Origin of the sequence: Corynebacterium sp. KPL1995 (assembly GCF_000477935.1) — a bacterium.
GTDB lineage: Bacteria > Actinomycetota > Actinomycetes > Mycobacteriales > Mycobacteriaceae > Corynebacterium > Corynebacterium pseudodiphtheriticum.
On sequence record NZ_KI515715.1, the window covers coordinates 479,655 to 495,080 of the forward strand.

At 58.5% G+C, this 15,426-nt stretch carries 13 protein-coding genes; 7 read left to right on the forward strand and 6 right to left on the reverse strand.

Features of this window, described 5'->3' with window-relative positions:
* Nucleotides 1–8: 8 nt before the first annotated feature.
* From HMPREF1292_RS11340 to HMPREF1292_RS02180, 3 genes are all read right to left on the reverse strand, one after another.
* Nucleotides 9–545 carry a hypothetical protein gene (locus HMPREF1292_RS11340; protein WP_023018544.1) on the reverse strand — a complete coding sequence of 179 codons (537 nt, stop codon included), beginning with the start codon at nucleotides 543–545 and terminating at the stop codon, nucleotides 9–11.
* A gap of 36 nt (nucleotides 546–581) precedes the next feature.
* Nucleotides 582–1,049: a GtrA family protein gene (locus tag HMPREF1292_RS02175; RefSeq protein WP_023018545.1), complete on the reverse strand. Its 468-nt coding sequence runs from the start codon at nucleotides 1,047–1,049 to the stop codon at nucleotides 582–584.
* A gap of 68 nt (nucleotides 1,050–1,117) precedes the next feature.
* Complete coding sequence (locus tag HMPREF1292_RS02180; RefSeq protein ID WP_152514650.1) at nucleotides 1,118–1,996, reverse strand: hypothetical protein; 879 nt, start codon at nucleotides 1,994–1,996, stop codon at nucleotides 1,118–1,120.
* A gap of 45 nt (nucleotides 1,997–2,041) precedes the next feature.
* Here HMPREF1292_RS02180 and HMPREF1292_RS02185 point away from each other — a divergent pair, with 45 nt between their 5' ends.
* From HMPREF1292_RS02185 to HMPREF1292_RS02215, 7 genes are all read left to right on the forward strand, one after another.
* Nucleotides 2,042–2,290: a hypothetical protein gene (locus HMPREF1292_RS02185; protein ID WP_021353564.1), complete on the forward strand. Its 249-nt coding sequence runs from the start codon at nucleotides 2,042–2,044 to the stop codon at nucleotides 2,288–2,290.
* An 8-nt stretch (nucleotides 2,291–2,298) separates the two neighbouring features.
* The gene (locus HMPREF1292_RS02190; RefSeq protein ID WP_023018546.1) at nucleotides 2,299–3,714 is read left to right on the forward strand and encodes an FAD-binding oxidoreductase; all 1,416 of its coding nucleotides are present in this window, start codon (nucleotides 2,299–2,301) and stop codon (nucleotides 3,712–3,714) included.
* A gap of 67 nt (nucleotides 3,715–3,781) precedes the next feature.
* Entirely contained in the window at nucleotides 3,782–4,543 is a 762-nt protein-coding gene (locus HMPREF1292_RS02195) for a decaprenylphospho-beta-D-erythro-pentofuranosid-2-ulose 2-reductase (RefSeq protein WP_023018547.1), read from the forward strand.
* A 30-nt stretch (nucleotides 4,544–4,573) separates the two neighbouring features.
* Entirely contained in the window at nucleotides 4,574–6,487 is a 1,914-nt protein-coding gene (locus HMPREF1292_RS02200) for a galactan 5-O-arabinofuranosyltransferase (RefSeq protein WP_023018548.1), read from the forward strand.
* A gap of 90 nt (nucleotides 6,488–6,577) precedes the next feature.
* Nucleotides 6,578–9,913 carry an arabinosyltransferase domain-containing protein gene (locus tag HMPREF1292_RS02205; RefSeq protein ID WP_023018549.1) on the forward strand — a complete coding sequence of 1,112 codons (3,336 nt, stop codon included), beginning with the start codon at nucleotides 6,578–6,580 and terminating at the stop codon, nucleotides 9,911–9,913.
* 3 nt (nucleotides 9,914–9,916) lie between these two features.
* On the forward strand, nucleotides 9,917–11,941 hold the full coding sequence (locus tag HMPREF1292_RS02210; RefSeq protein ID WP_023018550.1) for a DUF6541 family protein: 2,025 nt from the start codon (nucleotides 9,917–9,919) through the stop codon (nucleotides 11,939–11,941).
* A gap of 24 nt (nucleotides 11,942–11,965) precedes the next feature.
* Complete coding sequence (locus HMPREF1292_RS02215; protein WP_023018551.1) at nucleotides 11,966–12,898, forward strand: GDP-mannose 4,6-dehydratase; 933 nt, start codon at nucleotides 11,966–11,968, stop codon at nucleotides 12,896–12,898.
* Between the two features lie 60 nt (nucleotides 12,899–12,958).
* Here the strand turns inward: HMPREF1292_RS02215 and HMPREF1292_RS02220 are convergent, their stop codons facing one another.
* From HMPREF1292_RS02220 to HMPREF1292_RS02230, 3 genes are read right to left on the reverse strand one after another with little or no spacing between them, the layout of a single operon-like run.
* Complete coding sequence (locus HMPREF1292_RS02220) at nucleotides 12,959–13,366, reverse strand: DUF2304 domain-containing protein (RefSeq protein WP_021352076.1); 408 nt, start codon at nucleotides 13,364–13,366, stop codon at nucleotides 12,959–12,961.
* Nucleotides 13,367–14,059: a glycosyltransferase family 2 protein gene (locus HMPREF1292_RS02225; protein ID WP_021352075.1), complete on the reverse strand. Its 693-nt coding sequence runs from the start codon at nucleotides 14,057–14,059 to the stop codon at nucleotides 13,367–13,369.
* Nucleotides 14,060–14,075: 16 nt separating this feature from the next.
* Nucleotides 14,076–15,416 (reverse strand): hypothetical protein, encoded by a 1,341-nt coding sequence (locus HMPREF1292_RS02230; protein WP_023018552.1) that lies wholly within the window; start codon nucleotides 15,414–15,416, stop codon nucleotides 14,076–14,078.
* Between the last annotated feature and the right edge of the window lie 10 nt (nucleotides 15,417–15,426).

Here is a 15,426-nt window from a genome sequence, read left to right on the forward strand (position 1 = left end):
CGATTAATTTAAACTGTCCAAGGTTTGCCGTAGTTTATATCTGGGCTGCTGGCATGAGGAAACGGGGCAAGAAGATAAGCACTCATCCAAGGACACGGAACCCTCCAGAGATGAAGATCCTGCCGATTCCACACTATGCCACCATATTCATCTCCGGTTTCAGCTTGCGCTGGCCAAGGCCGTGGCACACCCACATAATTCATTGGAATAGTGGCTCTACGCCCCACCGGATCCATCCACTCAAAGTCTTCCTCCCAGCCCTCGCAAGTAATACCACTGAAATACACAAAAACTTCTTTTGGTGTGCCGGGGACTTCGTGAGGATTTTCCAGGATTAATTCTTCATACCAAATATCATGCTTAACTTGCTTACCTCTTTCTATCCAATCCAACACCTCATTTTCACTAAAACTGGCGCCAGCAAGGACCTGCTTACCCCACCTCATATCCATATTATCCAGCGGCTTTCGGTTGACATAAGCAAGAAAAATCTTGTCAGGTGGAGCAGGCTGCACAGTATTTTTCATTGATTCCATCGACTCCATCAAGGAACCTCACAATCTGACGTTGGGGGTTGCGCGTTAAATCGGCTCAGCGTTTTTAAAAATAAACAGGCGCTGCACGAAGAAGTTGATGACCGTGGCAGTACCCTGCGCGATCACGAACGAAACCGCCAGAGCAATCGAATCTGCCCAGCCGAAAACTTCCGAAAACAACTCGAAAAGCAGGCGCGAACCACCGACGTTAATCAGATAAGTCATCGTGTACAGCAACGCCACCGCCGCGAAGCGTCGGAAAGATTTCTGCGCCCGGAACGTCCACGCGCGGTTCAGCAAATACGCCGTCAGCGTGCCAAAAATAAAACCAACGGTACGAGCCCAAAACGGAGCCAACGCTTCCAGGCCGATCTGCAGAATCCACGTCAACGAAAAGTCCACGATCGCGGCGACGATGCCCGTGAGCAAGAATTTCAGCGACTGTGTCTGCAGCTTCTTCGAATCATCCACCGACGACGAACGCAACGCCTGCACCGCGGAAAACTTAGGCATGAAACTCACTCGACTTTCTCGGCAAACAATCTGCCAGCAACGGCAAACAACAACTGCACAGATCCTACCTAACCGGCAGCATCGGCACCGCGCAACACCACGCGATACACATCCAACCGGTCCACCGGTGCCACCGCCGCCACACACTGTGCCAACACGGAAAGCGAATCTGCGCATAACTGGCGTGGCTTAGCGCTCTGGCCTGTCTGGCCTGATTGCCCAGAATGCCCCAGCGCAGCAAACAGCACCCCAGCGATCTCGTCGGTCATTTCCGACCCACCCATGCACGAAAGCCCCAGCACACAAGCCCAAAACGCTTCCCTGCGCCGCGGCTCGGTTTCCAGCGGCAACTGTTCCAACCGCGCGCGCACCTGTGCATCGACCGTGCACTCTCGGCGCACGTCAATCGCCTGCAACAACGGCACCAGATCCGTCACGCCGGAGCGGCGAATCAACGCCCCAACTTCCGGGTTTACCTCCGCCAACACCTGATCAATGGCATCCGGCCCCGTCAACTGCGCGTTAATCGCGGTGAGATCAAATTTACTGCCCAAAAACGAACCCGAGCCACCAACGCACAACGCCACCGGGGTTTCCTTATCGCGCGGGTACGTCTCCACGGTCTGTAACTGAAAGACCCACAGGCCCCAGTGAAAATTCAAACCGGCGTGCTCTCTGCCCAGGTATTCACCAACCAGGTGCTGTGGGTCGAGCCGGGAGGTTTCTACACGCAAGCTCGTCGGCAAGCGACCCGTCGTCGTGAAGTGCCAGGGGGTTTGCTCATCACGCAGATCAAAACAAGTGGCCAACACGTCGGCAAGCTCCGCCAAATCCAGTGATTCGGAGACCCCGATATGGCGGTGAATTTCATAATCGTCACGCACCAGGGAGGCACGCACGATGACAGTCCGCTCCCGCAAATACACGACGTTGCTGTGCCTGCGCATACGCCCCAGGGTAGACGAGCAGGCCAGAACACGTAGGCTTAAAGCATGTTCGGAAAACGGAAAAAAGACTCCTATGACGCCGAAAATGACCGTCTGAACGGCTCTTATATTGCATCGCAGGAAACCAACCTGCCGCTCAATGAGTTCATGACGCGGCTGTTCGCCGAGGAGCTTCCCATGTTGGATAGCACCTCCCGGCGCGAGGTCTATCGCCTGTTGCGCGAATACGACGGAGACACGATCACCTCACAGGACGAGTTGCCTGCCCCCATCCGCCATTTGATGGACTTATAGTAGTAATTATGGAATTACACACCAGCGAAGCCACCCTGCACGGCTGGGGCCGCACGGCCCCGACCCGCGCGCAAGTTCTGAGCACGGAAGACCTCGACACCATCGTCGCGGCCGTCAAGCAGGTTGCCGACGACAACGCTGACAAGCCCGACCACCTCAAGCGCGGCGTCATCGCCCGCGGCATGGGCCGCTCCTACGGCGACCCGGCCCAAAACGCGGGTGGTTTGGTCATCGATATGCAGCGCTTCAACAAGATCCATTCCATCGACCCGGACACCGCCTTGGTGGTCGTCGATGGTGGCGTGACCCTGGATCAGTTGATGAAGGCCGCCCTGCCGTATGGCCTGTGGGTTCCCGTGCTGCCTGGTACGCGCCAGGTGACCATCGGTGGTGCGATCGGGCCGGATATTCACGGCAAAAACCACCACTCGGCTGGTTCTTTTGGTGACCACGTCGTATCCATGGATCTGCTGGTAGCCAGTGGCGATATCCTGACGCTGAAGCCGGAAGGCTCCGAGGATGATCCAGACGGCGAGCTGTTCTGGGCGACGGTTGGCGGCATGGGATTGACCGGCATCATCGTGCATGCAACGATCCGCATGACCAAAACCGAAACCGCGTTTTTCATTGCCGATGGCGATTTGACCAGCAACTTTGATGAGACCATCGAGTTTCATGCCGACGGCTCCGAGCACAACTACACCTATTCCTCGGCCTGGTTCGACGCCATCAGCCCGGAACCGAAACTAGGCCGCGCCGCGATTTCCCGTGGCAGCTTGGCGACGTTGGATCAACTGAAAGAGCTTTCCCCGAAGCTGGCGAAGGACCCGTTGAAGTTCAGCGCACCGCAGCTTGTGACCGTGCCAGATATTTTCCCAAACTTCACCATGAATAAACTGACGATGAAAGCCGTCGGCCAGGCCTGGTGGCTGAAATCCGGTGAATACCGCGGCCAGGTGCAGAACCTGACGCAGTTTTATCAGCCGCTGGATTTGATCGGCGAGTGGAACCGCGGCTATGGTTCGCGCGGCTTTTTGCAGTACCAGTTCGTGGTACCACGCGAAGCCACGAGTGAATTGAAGTCCATCGTCCGTTCCATCCAGGCCTCGGGCCACTACAGTGCACTGAACGTCTTCAAGCTCTTCGGCGAAGGCAACCGCGCTCCGTTGTCCTTCCCGATGCCGGGCTGGAATATTTGTGTGGACTTCCCCATCAAACCGGGCCTGGGGCACTTCTTGGACGAGTTGGACAAGCGCGTGCTGGATTTCGGCGGCCGCTTGTACTTGGCAAAGGAATCGCGTACCTCGGCGGAGAAATTCCACCAGATGTACCCACAGATGCAGTCGTGGTTGGATACCCGTAATCAGATTGACCCGACCGGCGTATTCGCTTCGGATATGTCTCGTCGTCTGGAACTGCACTAAACCCACAAGCTACGCTAAGCCCACAAGCTGCATTAATCCCCAAAAATTTTTTAAGGACCCTATTTTTATGTTGAATGCTGTAGGTCAAGCCCAGCACATTTTGTTGCTCGGCGGAACCAGTGAAATTGGCGTCGGCATCGCCCGCGAATTGCTGGCGGCCGGCCCAGCCAAGGTCACTCTGGCTGCGCGTAAGGATTCGCCGCGCGTGGCTGATTCTAAGCGCACCCTGGAAAATGCCGGTGCCAGCGAGGTCAACGTCATTGATTTCGACGCCACCGATTACGATTCCCACCCTGGCGTGTTGGACGAAGCCTTTGCTGCCGGCGATGTGGATGTCGCGGTGGTTGCCTTCGGCACCTTGGGCGACCAGGAAGAATTGTGGCAATCCCACGAAGCCGCGGTGGCTTCGGCCCAGGTGAATTACACCGGCCCAGTGTCGGTGGGCGTGGCACTCGGCCAGAAAATGCGCCAGCAGGGCCACGGCACCATCGTCGCGTTGTCGTCGGTGGCGGGTATGCGTGTGCGTCGTTCCAACTTCGTCTACGGTGCCGCCAAGGCAGGCATGGACGGGTTCTACGTCAACTTGGGTGAAGCCCTACGCGATTCCGGCGTGAACGTGCTGGTCGTGCGCCCAGGCCAGGTACGCACCAAGATGTCAGCGGAAGCCGGCGAGGCCCCTCTGACCGTCAACGTCGACGACGTCGCCAAGGCCACCGTCGAGGCGATCAAAGACGGCAAGGACAATATCTTCGTCCACCCGCTGTTCCGCTACGTCTCGCTGGCGTTCCAGTTCATCCCACAGGCGATTTTCCGTCGCCTGCCGTTCTAAGCTTCCTGCCTGCCCGACAAGAAACCCTGAATGAACAAACCAGACCAACTCACCCGGCCCCAGATTTTCACGGCCCTAGCCTGCACGGGGCTGGGCAGTTTTGTCGTCGCACTCGTCGCCTGGATCATCCTGGATCGAACGAATCTACCGGCTTTTAATACCTCTATGGTCACCCGCGCGCTGGCCACCGCATTCGCGGTCGGCTTGCTCGTGCTGGTGGCCGTGTTGTTGTGGCAGTGGCGCAAAACTGACAACCGCGCACAGCCCCAATGGCGTACCGCGCTGACTTACCTAGTCAGCTATCTCTCGCCTGCCGGGCTGACCATCGCTACGCTGGGTATTCCGCTTTCTGCCACTCGCCTGTGGCTTGACGGCCTGCAAGTAGACCAGCTGTTCCGCACACAGTTCCTCACCCGCACCGCCACCAACTTGGGCTACCAGGACATGAATTACCTGGATATGCCCACTTACTACCCACTGGGCTGGTTCTGGGGTGGCGGGCGTTTGGCGAACCTGCTGGATATGCCCGGTTGGGAGGTTTATCAGCCGTGGGCGCTAGTGTCCTTGGCGACGGCCGCCGCGCTGCTCGTTCCCGTGTGGCAAGCCTTAACCGGATCGTTGCCCCTGGCGACGACTTTGGCGCTCGCGAATACTGCGGTGACGCTTTCTATGGCGGCAGATGAACCTTATGCTGCCATCGTCGGCATGGGTATCGCTCCGGCGGTAGTGATGGCTGCCCGCGCAGTGCGTGGCTCCTGGTTGGCTGTCGCTGGTGTGGCGGTCTACCTGGGAGTTTCCGCCACAATGTACACGCTGTTCGTCGGCGTGACTGCACTGATCACCATTGTGCTGACCATCCACTATTTCTGGACCAGCCAACCGGGTCGGCGCAACCTCGGACCGTTTATCCGCCTGGCGGTCATGGGGCTGGGCTCTATGGCTATCGCTGCCATCTCATGGGGCCCATACCTGTATTTGGTAGCCACGGCAGACTACAAACCGTCGTCAGTCGCTCAGCACTTCCTGCCGTCCGAAGGAACGCAGGTTCCGCTGCCATTTTTCGAGTTTTCCGCGCTCGGCTTCTTCAGCTTGCTCGGCTTGCTCTACTTGGTGCTGCGCAGCAAGCGCCGTCCGTTGTTAATCGCCACCATCGTGCTCTACGGCTGGGTGCTGGCCTCAATGTTGATGACGCTGTTGGGCTCCACGCTGCTGGGCTTCCGCATCGAACTACCGATCGCACTGATCTTGTCAACCGCAGGCTTTTTCGCCTTCGCCGATGCCGACCGCACCGCGGTGGTGCGCTTTTTCGAGTCTCGGAAGCTCACGTTGTCCGCCCGCCAGCTCTCCGGCGCTTTCACAGTGCTACTGGTGGCAATCAGCATTGGCTATGCGCAGCAGATTTCCGTAACCAACGAAGATGAAATTGACCACGCCTATACCGACACTGACGGCTACGGCGAACGCGCCGACCAATTCGCCCCAGGTTCGGCGAAATACTTCCAGAAGATCGTCGCGACGCTCGGTGCTGCAGGCCACTCCCCACAGCAAACGGTTGTGCTAACCGACGAAAACCTGCTGCTGTCTTATTACCCGTTCTATGGGTTCAATGGTTTCACCTCGCACTATGCCAACCCGATGGGGCAATTCACAGAGCGCAACGACACCATCAAGCATTGGGCGGAAGCGTCATTCGAAGAGCTTTCCGACCCCCAGGATTTCGCCGCCGCTCTGGAGGATGAGCAGTGGAAGGGCCCGGATGTTTTCGTCTTCCGCGGCGATAAAAACGACGAGGAATACAAGACGCACATCGCGGTGGATCTGTACCCGAATAACCCGAATGTGGCCTATCAAGGGGTATTTTTCAACGCCGAGGTTTTCGCAGACCAAAGTTTGTGGGATGTCGAACAGATCGGGCCTTATGTGGTGATTAATCGCACCAAGTAAGCACACCCAATAGTGCGCTGGTCACATGGGCCAGAACAAGGGCCCAGTCAAGACCAATTTTCGGCTGCGGCTGGGCTAAACTGACACGTTGTGTCACCTCAACCTCTCAACCCCCAGTCAGTCGGAACCGAGGAATCAGCACAGCGAGCAGCCAGTGCCCACAGCGCCTCGAACCCCACCGCAGCCGCACATGCAAAAAAGCTCCAACTCACGGCGATCATCACCGGCGTCGTGGGCTTTTTGCTGTTTATTGCCACTCCGCTGCTGCCGGTCACCCAAACGCAATCCTCGTTTGCTTGGCCGCAAAATGACTCACTGAATTCCGTCAACGCACCACTGATTTCCGTGGCCCCGGAATCTTTCCATGCCACGATTCCGGTTTCTGCGCTGGATCAGCTGCGCGACGAACAAACCCTGGTGTTAGGCACGGTCCCGGAGGATTCCACTGAGGCCTCCAACCGCGGGCTATTCGTGCGTTCTACCGATGGTGGCTTGGACGTTTTTGCGCTCGACGAGGTGCTACTGAGCCTGCAGGAATCGCAGGTCGCTGCGCTTGCCGACGACGCACTGATCGATATTGCGGTTACTGCAGACGGTGCTGAGGTAGCCGTCGGCAAGCATTCCGCGGAGACGGAAGATGATCTGCGCCCGCAGGTCACCGGCATTTACACCGAGATCGAGGACACTCCGGAAAATGTGGCCACGCTGACCGCAGCAGGCCTGGATGTGGACGTGGAGATCAACTCGCGGTTTACCTCCACCCCAACGCTCGCGAAATCGCTGGCGATGGGGCTGGGTGTGTTCTTCATGGTGCTTTCGCTGATCGCTTTGGCGCGGATGGATCTGCTGGATGGCCGAAAGGACCTGCGGGTGCTGCCGCCGCATTGGTTTAAGTTGCGCCCGCTGGATGGCCTAGTGGTGGCGGTGCTGGCGTTCTGGCACGTTTTTGGTGCAAACACCTCGGACGACGGCTATATCCTGACGATGGCGCGGGTGACTGAACACGCCGATTATATGGCGAATTATTACCGCTGGTATGGCGTGCCGGAATCACCGTTTGGTACCCCGTACTACGATCTGCTGGCGCTTTTTGCTTCGGTATCCACGAACTCGCTGTGGATGCGCCTGCCTGCGCTGCTGTGTGGTCTGGCGATCTGGTGGGTACTTTCCCGCGAGATTCTGCCGCGCCTGGGCGAGATGGTGAACGAACGACGCGTGGCACATTGGACCGCCGCGCTAGTGTTTTTGGCCTTCTGGTTGCCTTTCAACAACGGTATCCGCCCGGAGCCATTCGTCGCCCTGGGAGTGGTGCTCACCTGGGTATCTTTTGAGCGGGCGATTGTGGCTCAGCGTCTGCTGCCTGCGGCGATTGGCACCTTCATCGCAACGGTCACCTTGGCCGCGGGACCGACGGGACTGTTTGCGGTCGGTTCGTTCCTGATCGCGCTGCCTTATTTGCTGCGGATTCTGTTCTACCGCCTGCAGTTGTTGGAAGGTGGCAAGCTGACGGCCGCGGCGATGATCGCACCGTTTTTGGCTGCCGGAACCATGATCATGGTGATGATCTTCAACAACCAAACCATCGCGACGGTCATGGAATCTACCCGCGTGCGCGGCGAGGTCGGTCCGTCGTTGGAGTGGTTCTTCGAGTTCGTCCGCTACCAGACCTTGTTTGAACAAACCGTGGATGGCTCGTTTACCCGCCGCTTCGGCCCGGTGGTGATGTTCGCCTGCATCGCCCTGATTCTGTACGCATTTGTGCGGGACCGGAAGATGGCGAATGGCCCGGCGTTGCGCCTGGTGTTGATCGTCTTCGTCTCGCTGTTCTTCCTCATGTTCACCCCAACGAAGTGGACCCACCACTTCGGTATTTATGCCGGTATTGCCGCCGCAATCGCCGCACTGGGTGCAGTGGTGCTTTCGCAGGTAGCGGTGCGCTCCCGGCGCGCTCGTGTGCTGTCGATCGCAGGCGTGTTGTTCCTGCTGGCGTTCACTCTGGCCGGTTGGAATGCCTGGTGGTATGTGTCGTCGTTTGGTATCCCTTGGTGGGATCGCACGATCCAGTTGCGCGGTGTCGAAGCCACCAACGTTGTGTTGCTGTTGGCTCTGATCGTGTTGCTGGTCGGCGTCGTTTATTCTTTCCGCTCACCGAAACCAGAACGCAATACGCGTTGGGCTGGTGTAATGGCGGCACCAATCGCGGTGGTTTCTGCGCTAGCGGTTGCGCTGTCGATGGCGTCATTCGCGAAAGCTTTTGTAGATCAATACCCGTCGTATTCCATCGGCAAAGGAAATCTGCAGGCGTTGACGGGGGACCATTGCGCGCTTGCCGACGACGCCTTGTTAGAAACCAATACCAATGATTCGTTCTTGCGTCCGGTTAATGGGGAACTCGGCGAATCGCTCGAGGCTGGTGACTCGCGCGGTTTCACCCCAAATGGTGTGCCTTCTGAGATCGAGCCGGATGGTGGCGATTCAGCTGCTGTCGGTGTGATCGGTGATGCCGATTCGCCAACCAGCGCGGGCCAGGGTTCGGAATCGACTGAGGAAACCGAGGACGGTACCCGTGCCGATGCCGGCGTAAACGAATCCACCATCCGTCTGCCATTCAACCTGGACTATAACCGGGTGCCAGTGTTGGGTTCGTGGGTGGATAAATCCGAGCCACAGGCAGCCGCAGAGCTGAGCACGGGCTGGTATGAACTGCCGGAACGCCGCGAGTCGGCCCCGCTGCTGGTGGTCTCTGCCGCTGGTCGCATCGCCCACCACGACATCAACGGCATCGAGCAAGAAGGCGAAGAGCTGTTGCTGGAATACGGCACCCGCGGTGCGGATGGCAAGGTCAAAAACACCAAGAAGGTGGAGATGATGGACGTCGGCCAGCGCCCGGACTGGCGCAACCTGCGCTTCCCACTGGAGGAAATCCCCGAAGACGCCGACGTGGTGCGCTTGGTGGCCGAGGACTATTCGCTGGACCCGGAAGACTGGATCGCGCTGACCCCGCCACGCAACCCGGAGTTGGAGCCGGTGAGCCAACGTTTCGACGGCGATACCCCGGCACTGCTGGACTGGTCGACGGCCTTCCAGTTCCCGTGCCAGCGCCCGTTTGACCACTACGCAGGCGTCACAGAGATCCCAGAATTCCGTGTGTTGCCGGATTCGGATGCGCAATCCCAGCTGGGTGGTTTCCAGGACTACTACGGTGGTGGTGCGATGGCCACGGCAGAAGCTGTGAACTGGTCCTATGAAATCCCCGGCTATTTGGATGGCGACTGGAACCGCGACTGGGGTGCGGTGCACAAATACGAGCTGCGACGCGATTCTGCAGGCAATGCCCCGGATGAAGCTACGATCGACTACAGCGAGCACACCCGCAGCGGTCTGTGGCACAGCTCGGATATGAAAATCCGTAAAGAACGGAGTTAAGCAATGGACGCAGCGATTTTCGTCGCCAGTCTCATCGCCGTGGTGATCTTGCCCGGGTTGCTGGTTGGCTGGCGGGCTCGCCTGTCAGTGCCAGTTGCTCTGCTGGCGGCACCGGCGATTACGTTTGGCATCGTCGCTGCTGGTGTACAAATAAGCAACGTGTTTGGGGCTGGCTGGCGCTTGCCGACGGCCGCGATCACCTTGCTGGTTGCCGTTGTGCTGGCGGAATTGTGGGGGCGTCTGGTGCCCGTACCGGTAGCGTCGACGCTAGCGCCGACGCGTCGTCGTTGGGAAGCAAAAGATTGGCTTCCGGTTGCCGGTGTGGGCGCGGGTGCACTGAGCATCGGCGGAATGTACTGGAATTACTTGGCGGATATGCCACATGGCATCAACAATGTCTTCCAAGGCTGGGACGCGCACTGGCACGCGAATGTGCTGGCGTTTATCAGTGAGGAAGGTATTGCGGCTCCGGGCGAGATGGGCGCGTTGCATCACCAGTTCACTGGCGCCCCGATGTACTACCCCACCGCGTGGCATTCGGTCGTTTCCATTCCTGCGCGCTGGGTGGATCTCACCACGATGGCCGAGTACAACCTCGGGTCCGGCATCATGCTGGCTTTGGTGACTCCTTGGGCAGTGGCTGCATTGGCTGGCCTGCTGGGTGGGCGTGCAGTGGCCGGCATCGCTGGAGCCGGCACCGCGTTTTTCCCGGCACTGCCATGGATCGAGATTCGTGTGGCAGCAATCCCCGCTGCTACCTCAATGATGCTGGGGGTCATGGCGGCGATGTTGACGATCCATTGCCTGCGCGATCGCCGAGCCATCCCGTTTGCCATCTTCGCGTTGTTTGGTGCACTGAGCAGCCAGCCCCAGGGTTTGTTGGTGGCGGTGTTCCTGGTGGTGTTCTACTGGCTTTTCCATGCGCTGTTCGCACCGACGCGCTCACGCTTGGGTGATTTCTTAACTTTGGCCGCGGTGGGCCTCGGTGCAGTGGCTACCGCCATTCCGGCTGCTGTGTTCCTGTTTGGCAACGAGGATGCAGAAGATTTCGGTGATTTCGCCCGTACCTTCGAGGTCCAGGGGATTGACCGAGCCGAAAGCTGGCGCTTAGCTGCGGGATTGCTCACGAGGCACACGAATGAATTTGGCCCTACCTGGCATTTGCTGATCATCGGTGGCATTGGTGCGCTGGTTTTGCTGGCTCGCAAAACCGTCTGGCCTATTTTGCTGTGGGCTTTTGGCGTGGCCTTGTCTGCGCACGCCATGAAGTATTTTGAAACCCCGGTGGGAGATTTCCTACAAGAGATTGTGAGCCCGTTTTATTCGGATGCCCGGCGCATCAACGTGTGGGTATCCATTCTGGTGGCGGCCACAGCTGCTCTACTGCTGGGGTGGATCATCCACAAAGTAGCCGCGGCGATGAACAAAGACCGCATCCGTAAACTACCCGTCACAGTCGGGGCCACCAGCGTCGTTATCGCTATCGTGGCGGGTACTTCCCTAATCACGTTACAAGAACCGGCCCGGGCACTATCCCAAGATTCGCGCTCTGGCCGCCTGGTGAGCGAGCGCGACCTGCGCGCCTATGATTGGTTGGCTGAACAGCCGAAAGCCTATGACGGGCACATTTTTGTGAACCCGGATGAAGGAAGCGGCTGGATGTATGCCTATAACCGGCTTCCTAGCACCGCACGGCATTATTTCTATACCGGTGCCGTAGAACCGGAGCTGACCGCGCTTTTCCACACCCTGGACCAGGCGGGTTCGGGTACTAACGACGGCCAGGAAGTCGACGCCATCCTCAAACGCATGAACATAAACTATGTGTTCATCAGTCCACCGAATTTTTGGGGTCCAGAAAAGCAACCACCCAATGACGTCTTGCTGAACTTGCGAGATACCGCGCCTGGACTCACCGAAGTGTACCGCCACCGCGAAGTCACCATCTACGCCGTCGACGAAATGTTTAGTGCCGCAGAATTGGAAAAGATCCTGGAGAATAGCCCATACCCGCCGCAGACACCATAGGGCGGAAGGCGTAACCTTAGGGGCATGAAGGCTTTGGTTACCGGCGGCGCCGGATTCATCGGTTCTACATTGGTCGATCAACTTTTGGCACGGGGCGACGAGGTTGTCGCCCTAGACAACCTCAGTCGGGGTAACCGTGCCAACTTAGAACTGGCGCGCGACCATGACGGTTTCAGTTTCGTGGAAGCCGACATCATCACCGGCGATCTCGAAAGCATCTGTGCAGAACATGAGCCAGAGGTAATTTTCCACCTGGCCGCGCAGATCGACGTGCGCCACTCCGTGACGGATCCATTGCACGATGCGCAAGCCAATATTATTGGCACGATTCGTCTGGCCGAAGCCGCACGGAAAACGGGGGTCCGCAAAATTGTTGGTACACCATCCGGTGGTTCTATTTATGGGGTTCCGGACGACTACCCAGTTGATGAATCCACAGCAATTGATCCGCACTCGCCGTATGCGGCCAGCAAGGCAGCTGGCGAGATTTATTTGAATACCTACCGGCACCTCTACGGCCTGGAGTGTTCGCATATTGCACCGGCGAATGTCTACGGCCCGCGGCAAGACCCGCACGGGGAAGCCGGCGTAGTAGCGATCTTCGCGCAGCGGTTGTTGTCCGGTGAGCCCACGAAAGTCTTCGGCACCGGCAGCAATACCCGGGATTATATTTTCGTCGACGACGTGGTCGCGGCCTACCTGGCGGCTTCTGGCACCGCAGGTGGTGGCGAGCGCTTCAATATCGGTACGGGTGTGGAAACTTCAGACCGACAGCTGCACACCTTGGTTGCCGCGGCCGCTGGGGCCCCGGATACCCCAGAATTTGCCCCGGCGCGGCTGGGCGATGTGCCACGCAGCTGCCTGAACCCAGCCAAAGCTGAGCAGTTGTTAGGTTGGCGCCCGCAGGTAGATATCGCAGAAGGTGTGGCGAAAACCGTGGAATACTTCCGCAGCTAGGACCAGTCGCAGCTAGGACTGGTAGCTACTAAGCCCGGTCACCGCTGGGCCTAATCATTATTAGGCCCGGTTTTCTCTGGCACCAGTTGGCTCCGCATTATCCGCATCATTCAAATCATCCGCGTCATTCAAATCATCCGGAGCCTGGGCATTGCTCAATGCCACCGCACGCGCCAGCCGGGCAAAGCGTAGTTCTTGTTCGCGGAAGCGCAGATACGAGCTGACCGTGACAAACACGAAGGCTACGATCAGCGCATAAAGCATCAAATCGGTTCCCCGCTGCACGCCCACCAGTTGCGCCACCCACGTCGTCGCGTCGGGGAACAGCACCGCGAAAATAGCAAGGATCAGAAATGTCACGAAGCCGATTTTCACGCCGGCTTTCGCGCGTGCCTTGCGGCGGTTGCTCAGGAAATACAGCGTCAACGCGGCAACCGCGATGACCAGCAGAATTTGAATCAACAACATTTAATCCAGCCTCTTTCCCAGTAGCCCGTCGGCAAGAATATTGACACCATTGAACAGTGACTGGCCCTTCGACATGGAATATTCGGTGTACAGCACGTCGACGGGTTCTTCGCCCACAGCCCAATCGCCGCTGCCCATAATGTCCACGAATTCACTGGCGTGGCTCATTCCGTTCATGCGTAGTTGCAGTGCATTGCCGAAGCGATGCCCCATCACGCGCAAGCCATTGTGGGCGTCGCTTAAGCCCAGGCGTTTTAACTTCGGCGACAGTGCCACCACGATGCGCAACACGATGCGCTTCAGCAGCGGAACCTGGGAAGATTCGCGTTCGTAAGCGCCAAAACGCGTACCAACAACGATGTCTAGGTCATCTTGGCGCAACCGGGCAATCATATTCTCCACGTCGTGGACCTGGTGTTGCCCGTCGGCGTCGAAGGTCACAAAAATGCGTGCACCGGGTTGTGCACGCGCGTATTCCACGCCGGTTTGGATCGCCGCCCCCTGCCCCAAGTTCACTGGGTGTTGCACCAGGTGCGCGCCGCCAGCCAGGATTTGTTCTGGTGAGCCGTCCTTGGAGCCATCATCAACCGCGACGATATTTGGAAAGGTCTTTCGCGCGTTTGCGATTACGTCACGGATCACCGTCGCTTCATTGAAGCACGGGATCACCAGCCAGACATCGGAATATTTCATCAAGCGTTACTATATCCTAATCAGACGCATATTTTGGACGAAGCCGGGCGAGTGTGGCGACATGCCAGGCCACCCCAGCCAAGGGGCCAACCGCGAGGGCCAACGCGGAACGGGTCACCAGATCCAACGGCACCAATAGCAGCAATATATAAGCAATCGCTGCTGCCCACCAGCCGAGGGTATACGAGCGGTGCCGCTGGTGCGCGAGCACCGCCGAACCGGTCAGCATCAACAGTGCAGTTCCCACCGATGCCGCTGTCAATACCGCGAGCACTGAGCCGGGCAAAATGAAATCATCATCCAAAAAGAGGCCAAACAACCACGGCCCAATTGCCCAGGCTAAACCTGCCCCGACAATACCGAGCCCAACCAGACCTGCCACCGGGGCACGCAAAGCCCCGAGTGGTTGTTCGCGGCGGCGCAAAAAGAACATGACGACGGCGGATTGGAATGCTGTCAGTGGTACCAGAAGTGGGGCGCGGGTAAGCATCACACAATACAGCAAGGCAGCGATAGGTACCGCGGTGGTCGTCGGTGAGATCGACAGGCTGAGATCCACGAGGGCCGGAAATCCAGTGACCATCAGCGCGGTGGCGACGGTAGCGGCCATGGCAGCCAGGCTGTTGCGCCACAGCTGCCGACCCGTGACATCGACCTCGGCGTGCACGATGCTCCGCCGGTCGCGGGAGGCGGCGATGACGATGATCCACGAGATCGCGCCGCAAACCGTCGCAATCATGAAGCCAATTTGGTAGCCCGCTGGTGGGATCATCTGCACGGTCAAATAATCCAGGGATAATAACCCGGCGATCGCCAAGCGGAGCGCAGCATCCATCCCCAATAAGGCGGCGTAGCGGTTCCACCGGTTTGTGCCTGATAACAAGCCTGCGACGGTTTGTTGCACGAAGATACTCGCGATGCCGACGGCCATGAGGATGCCCGCCCACCACGAATGTTCTGGCGCCACCGACGGCGCCCACCACAGGGCCGTCAATGCCGCTAATGCGCCCAGGCCAATACCGGTGATCCCGCCTGTGCGCAGTGGATTTGCTGGCTTGTTCGGGCGCGCAGCCGTGGTAGCGGCAGGTGCGGCTACTGGTTGTGCGTCTTGCGCTTTCTGCCCTTCCTGCGGTTCCTGAGCTTCTTGTGTTTTTTGTTCTTCCTGGTTTTGCGCCTCCCCCACCGCCCGAGTGGTTTCTTGCAGCATGCCGTTGGCCACAGCCGCGACCGCAAAGAACGACGACCAAAACACCAACCAACGGTCAGCCCCATCAGTGCCCAGCACGGCAGCGGCCAACACCATGACCACATATCCGCTGGCGGCAGCAAACACCATCGCCACAGTCATCCAACGCACGAATTTGCTC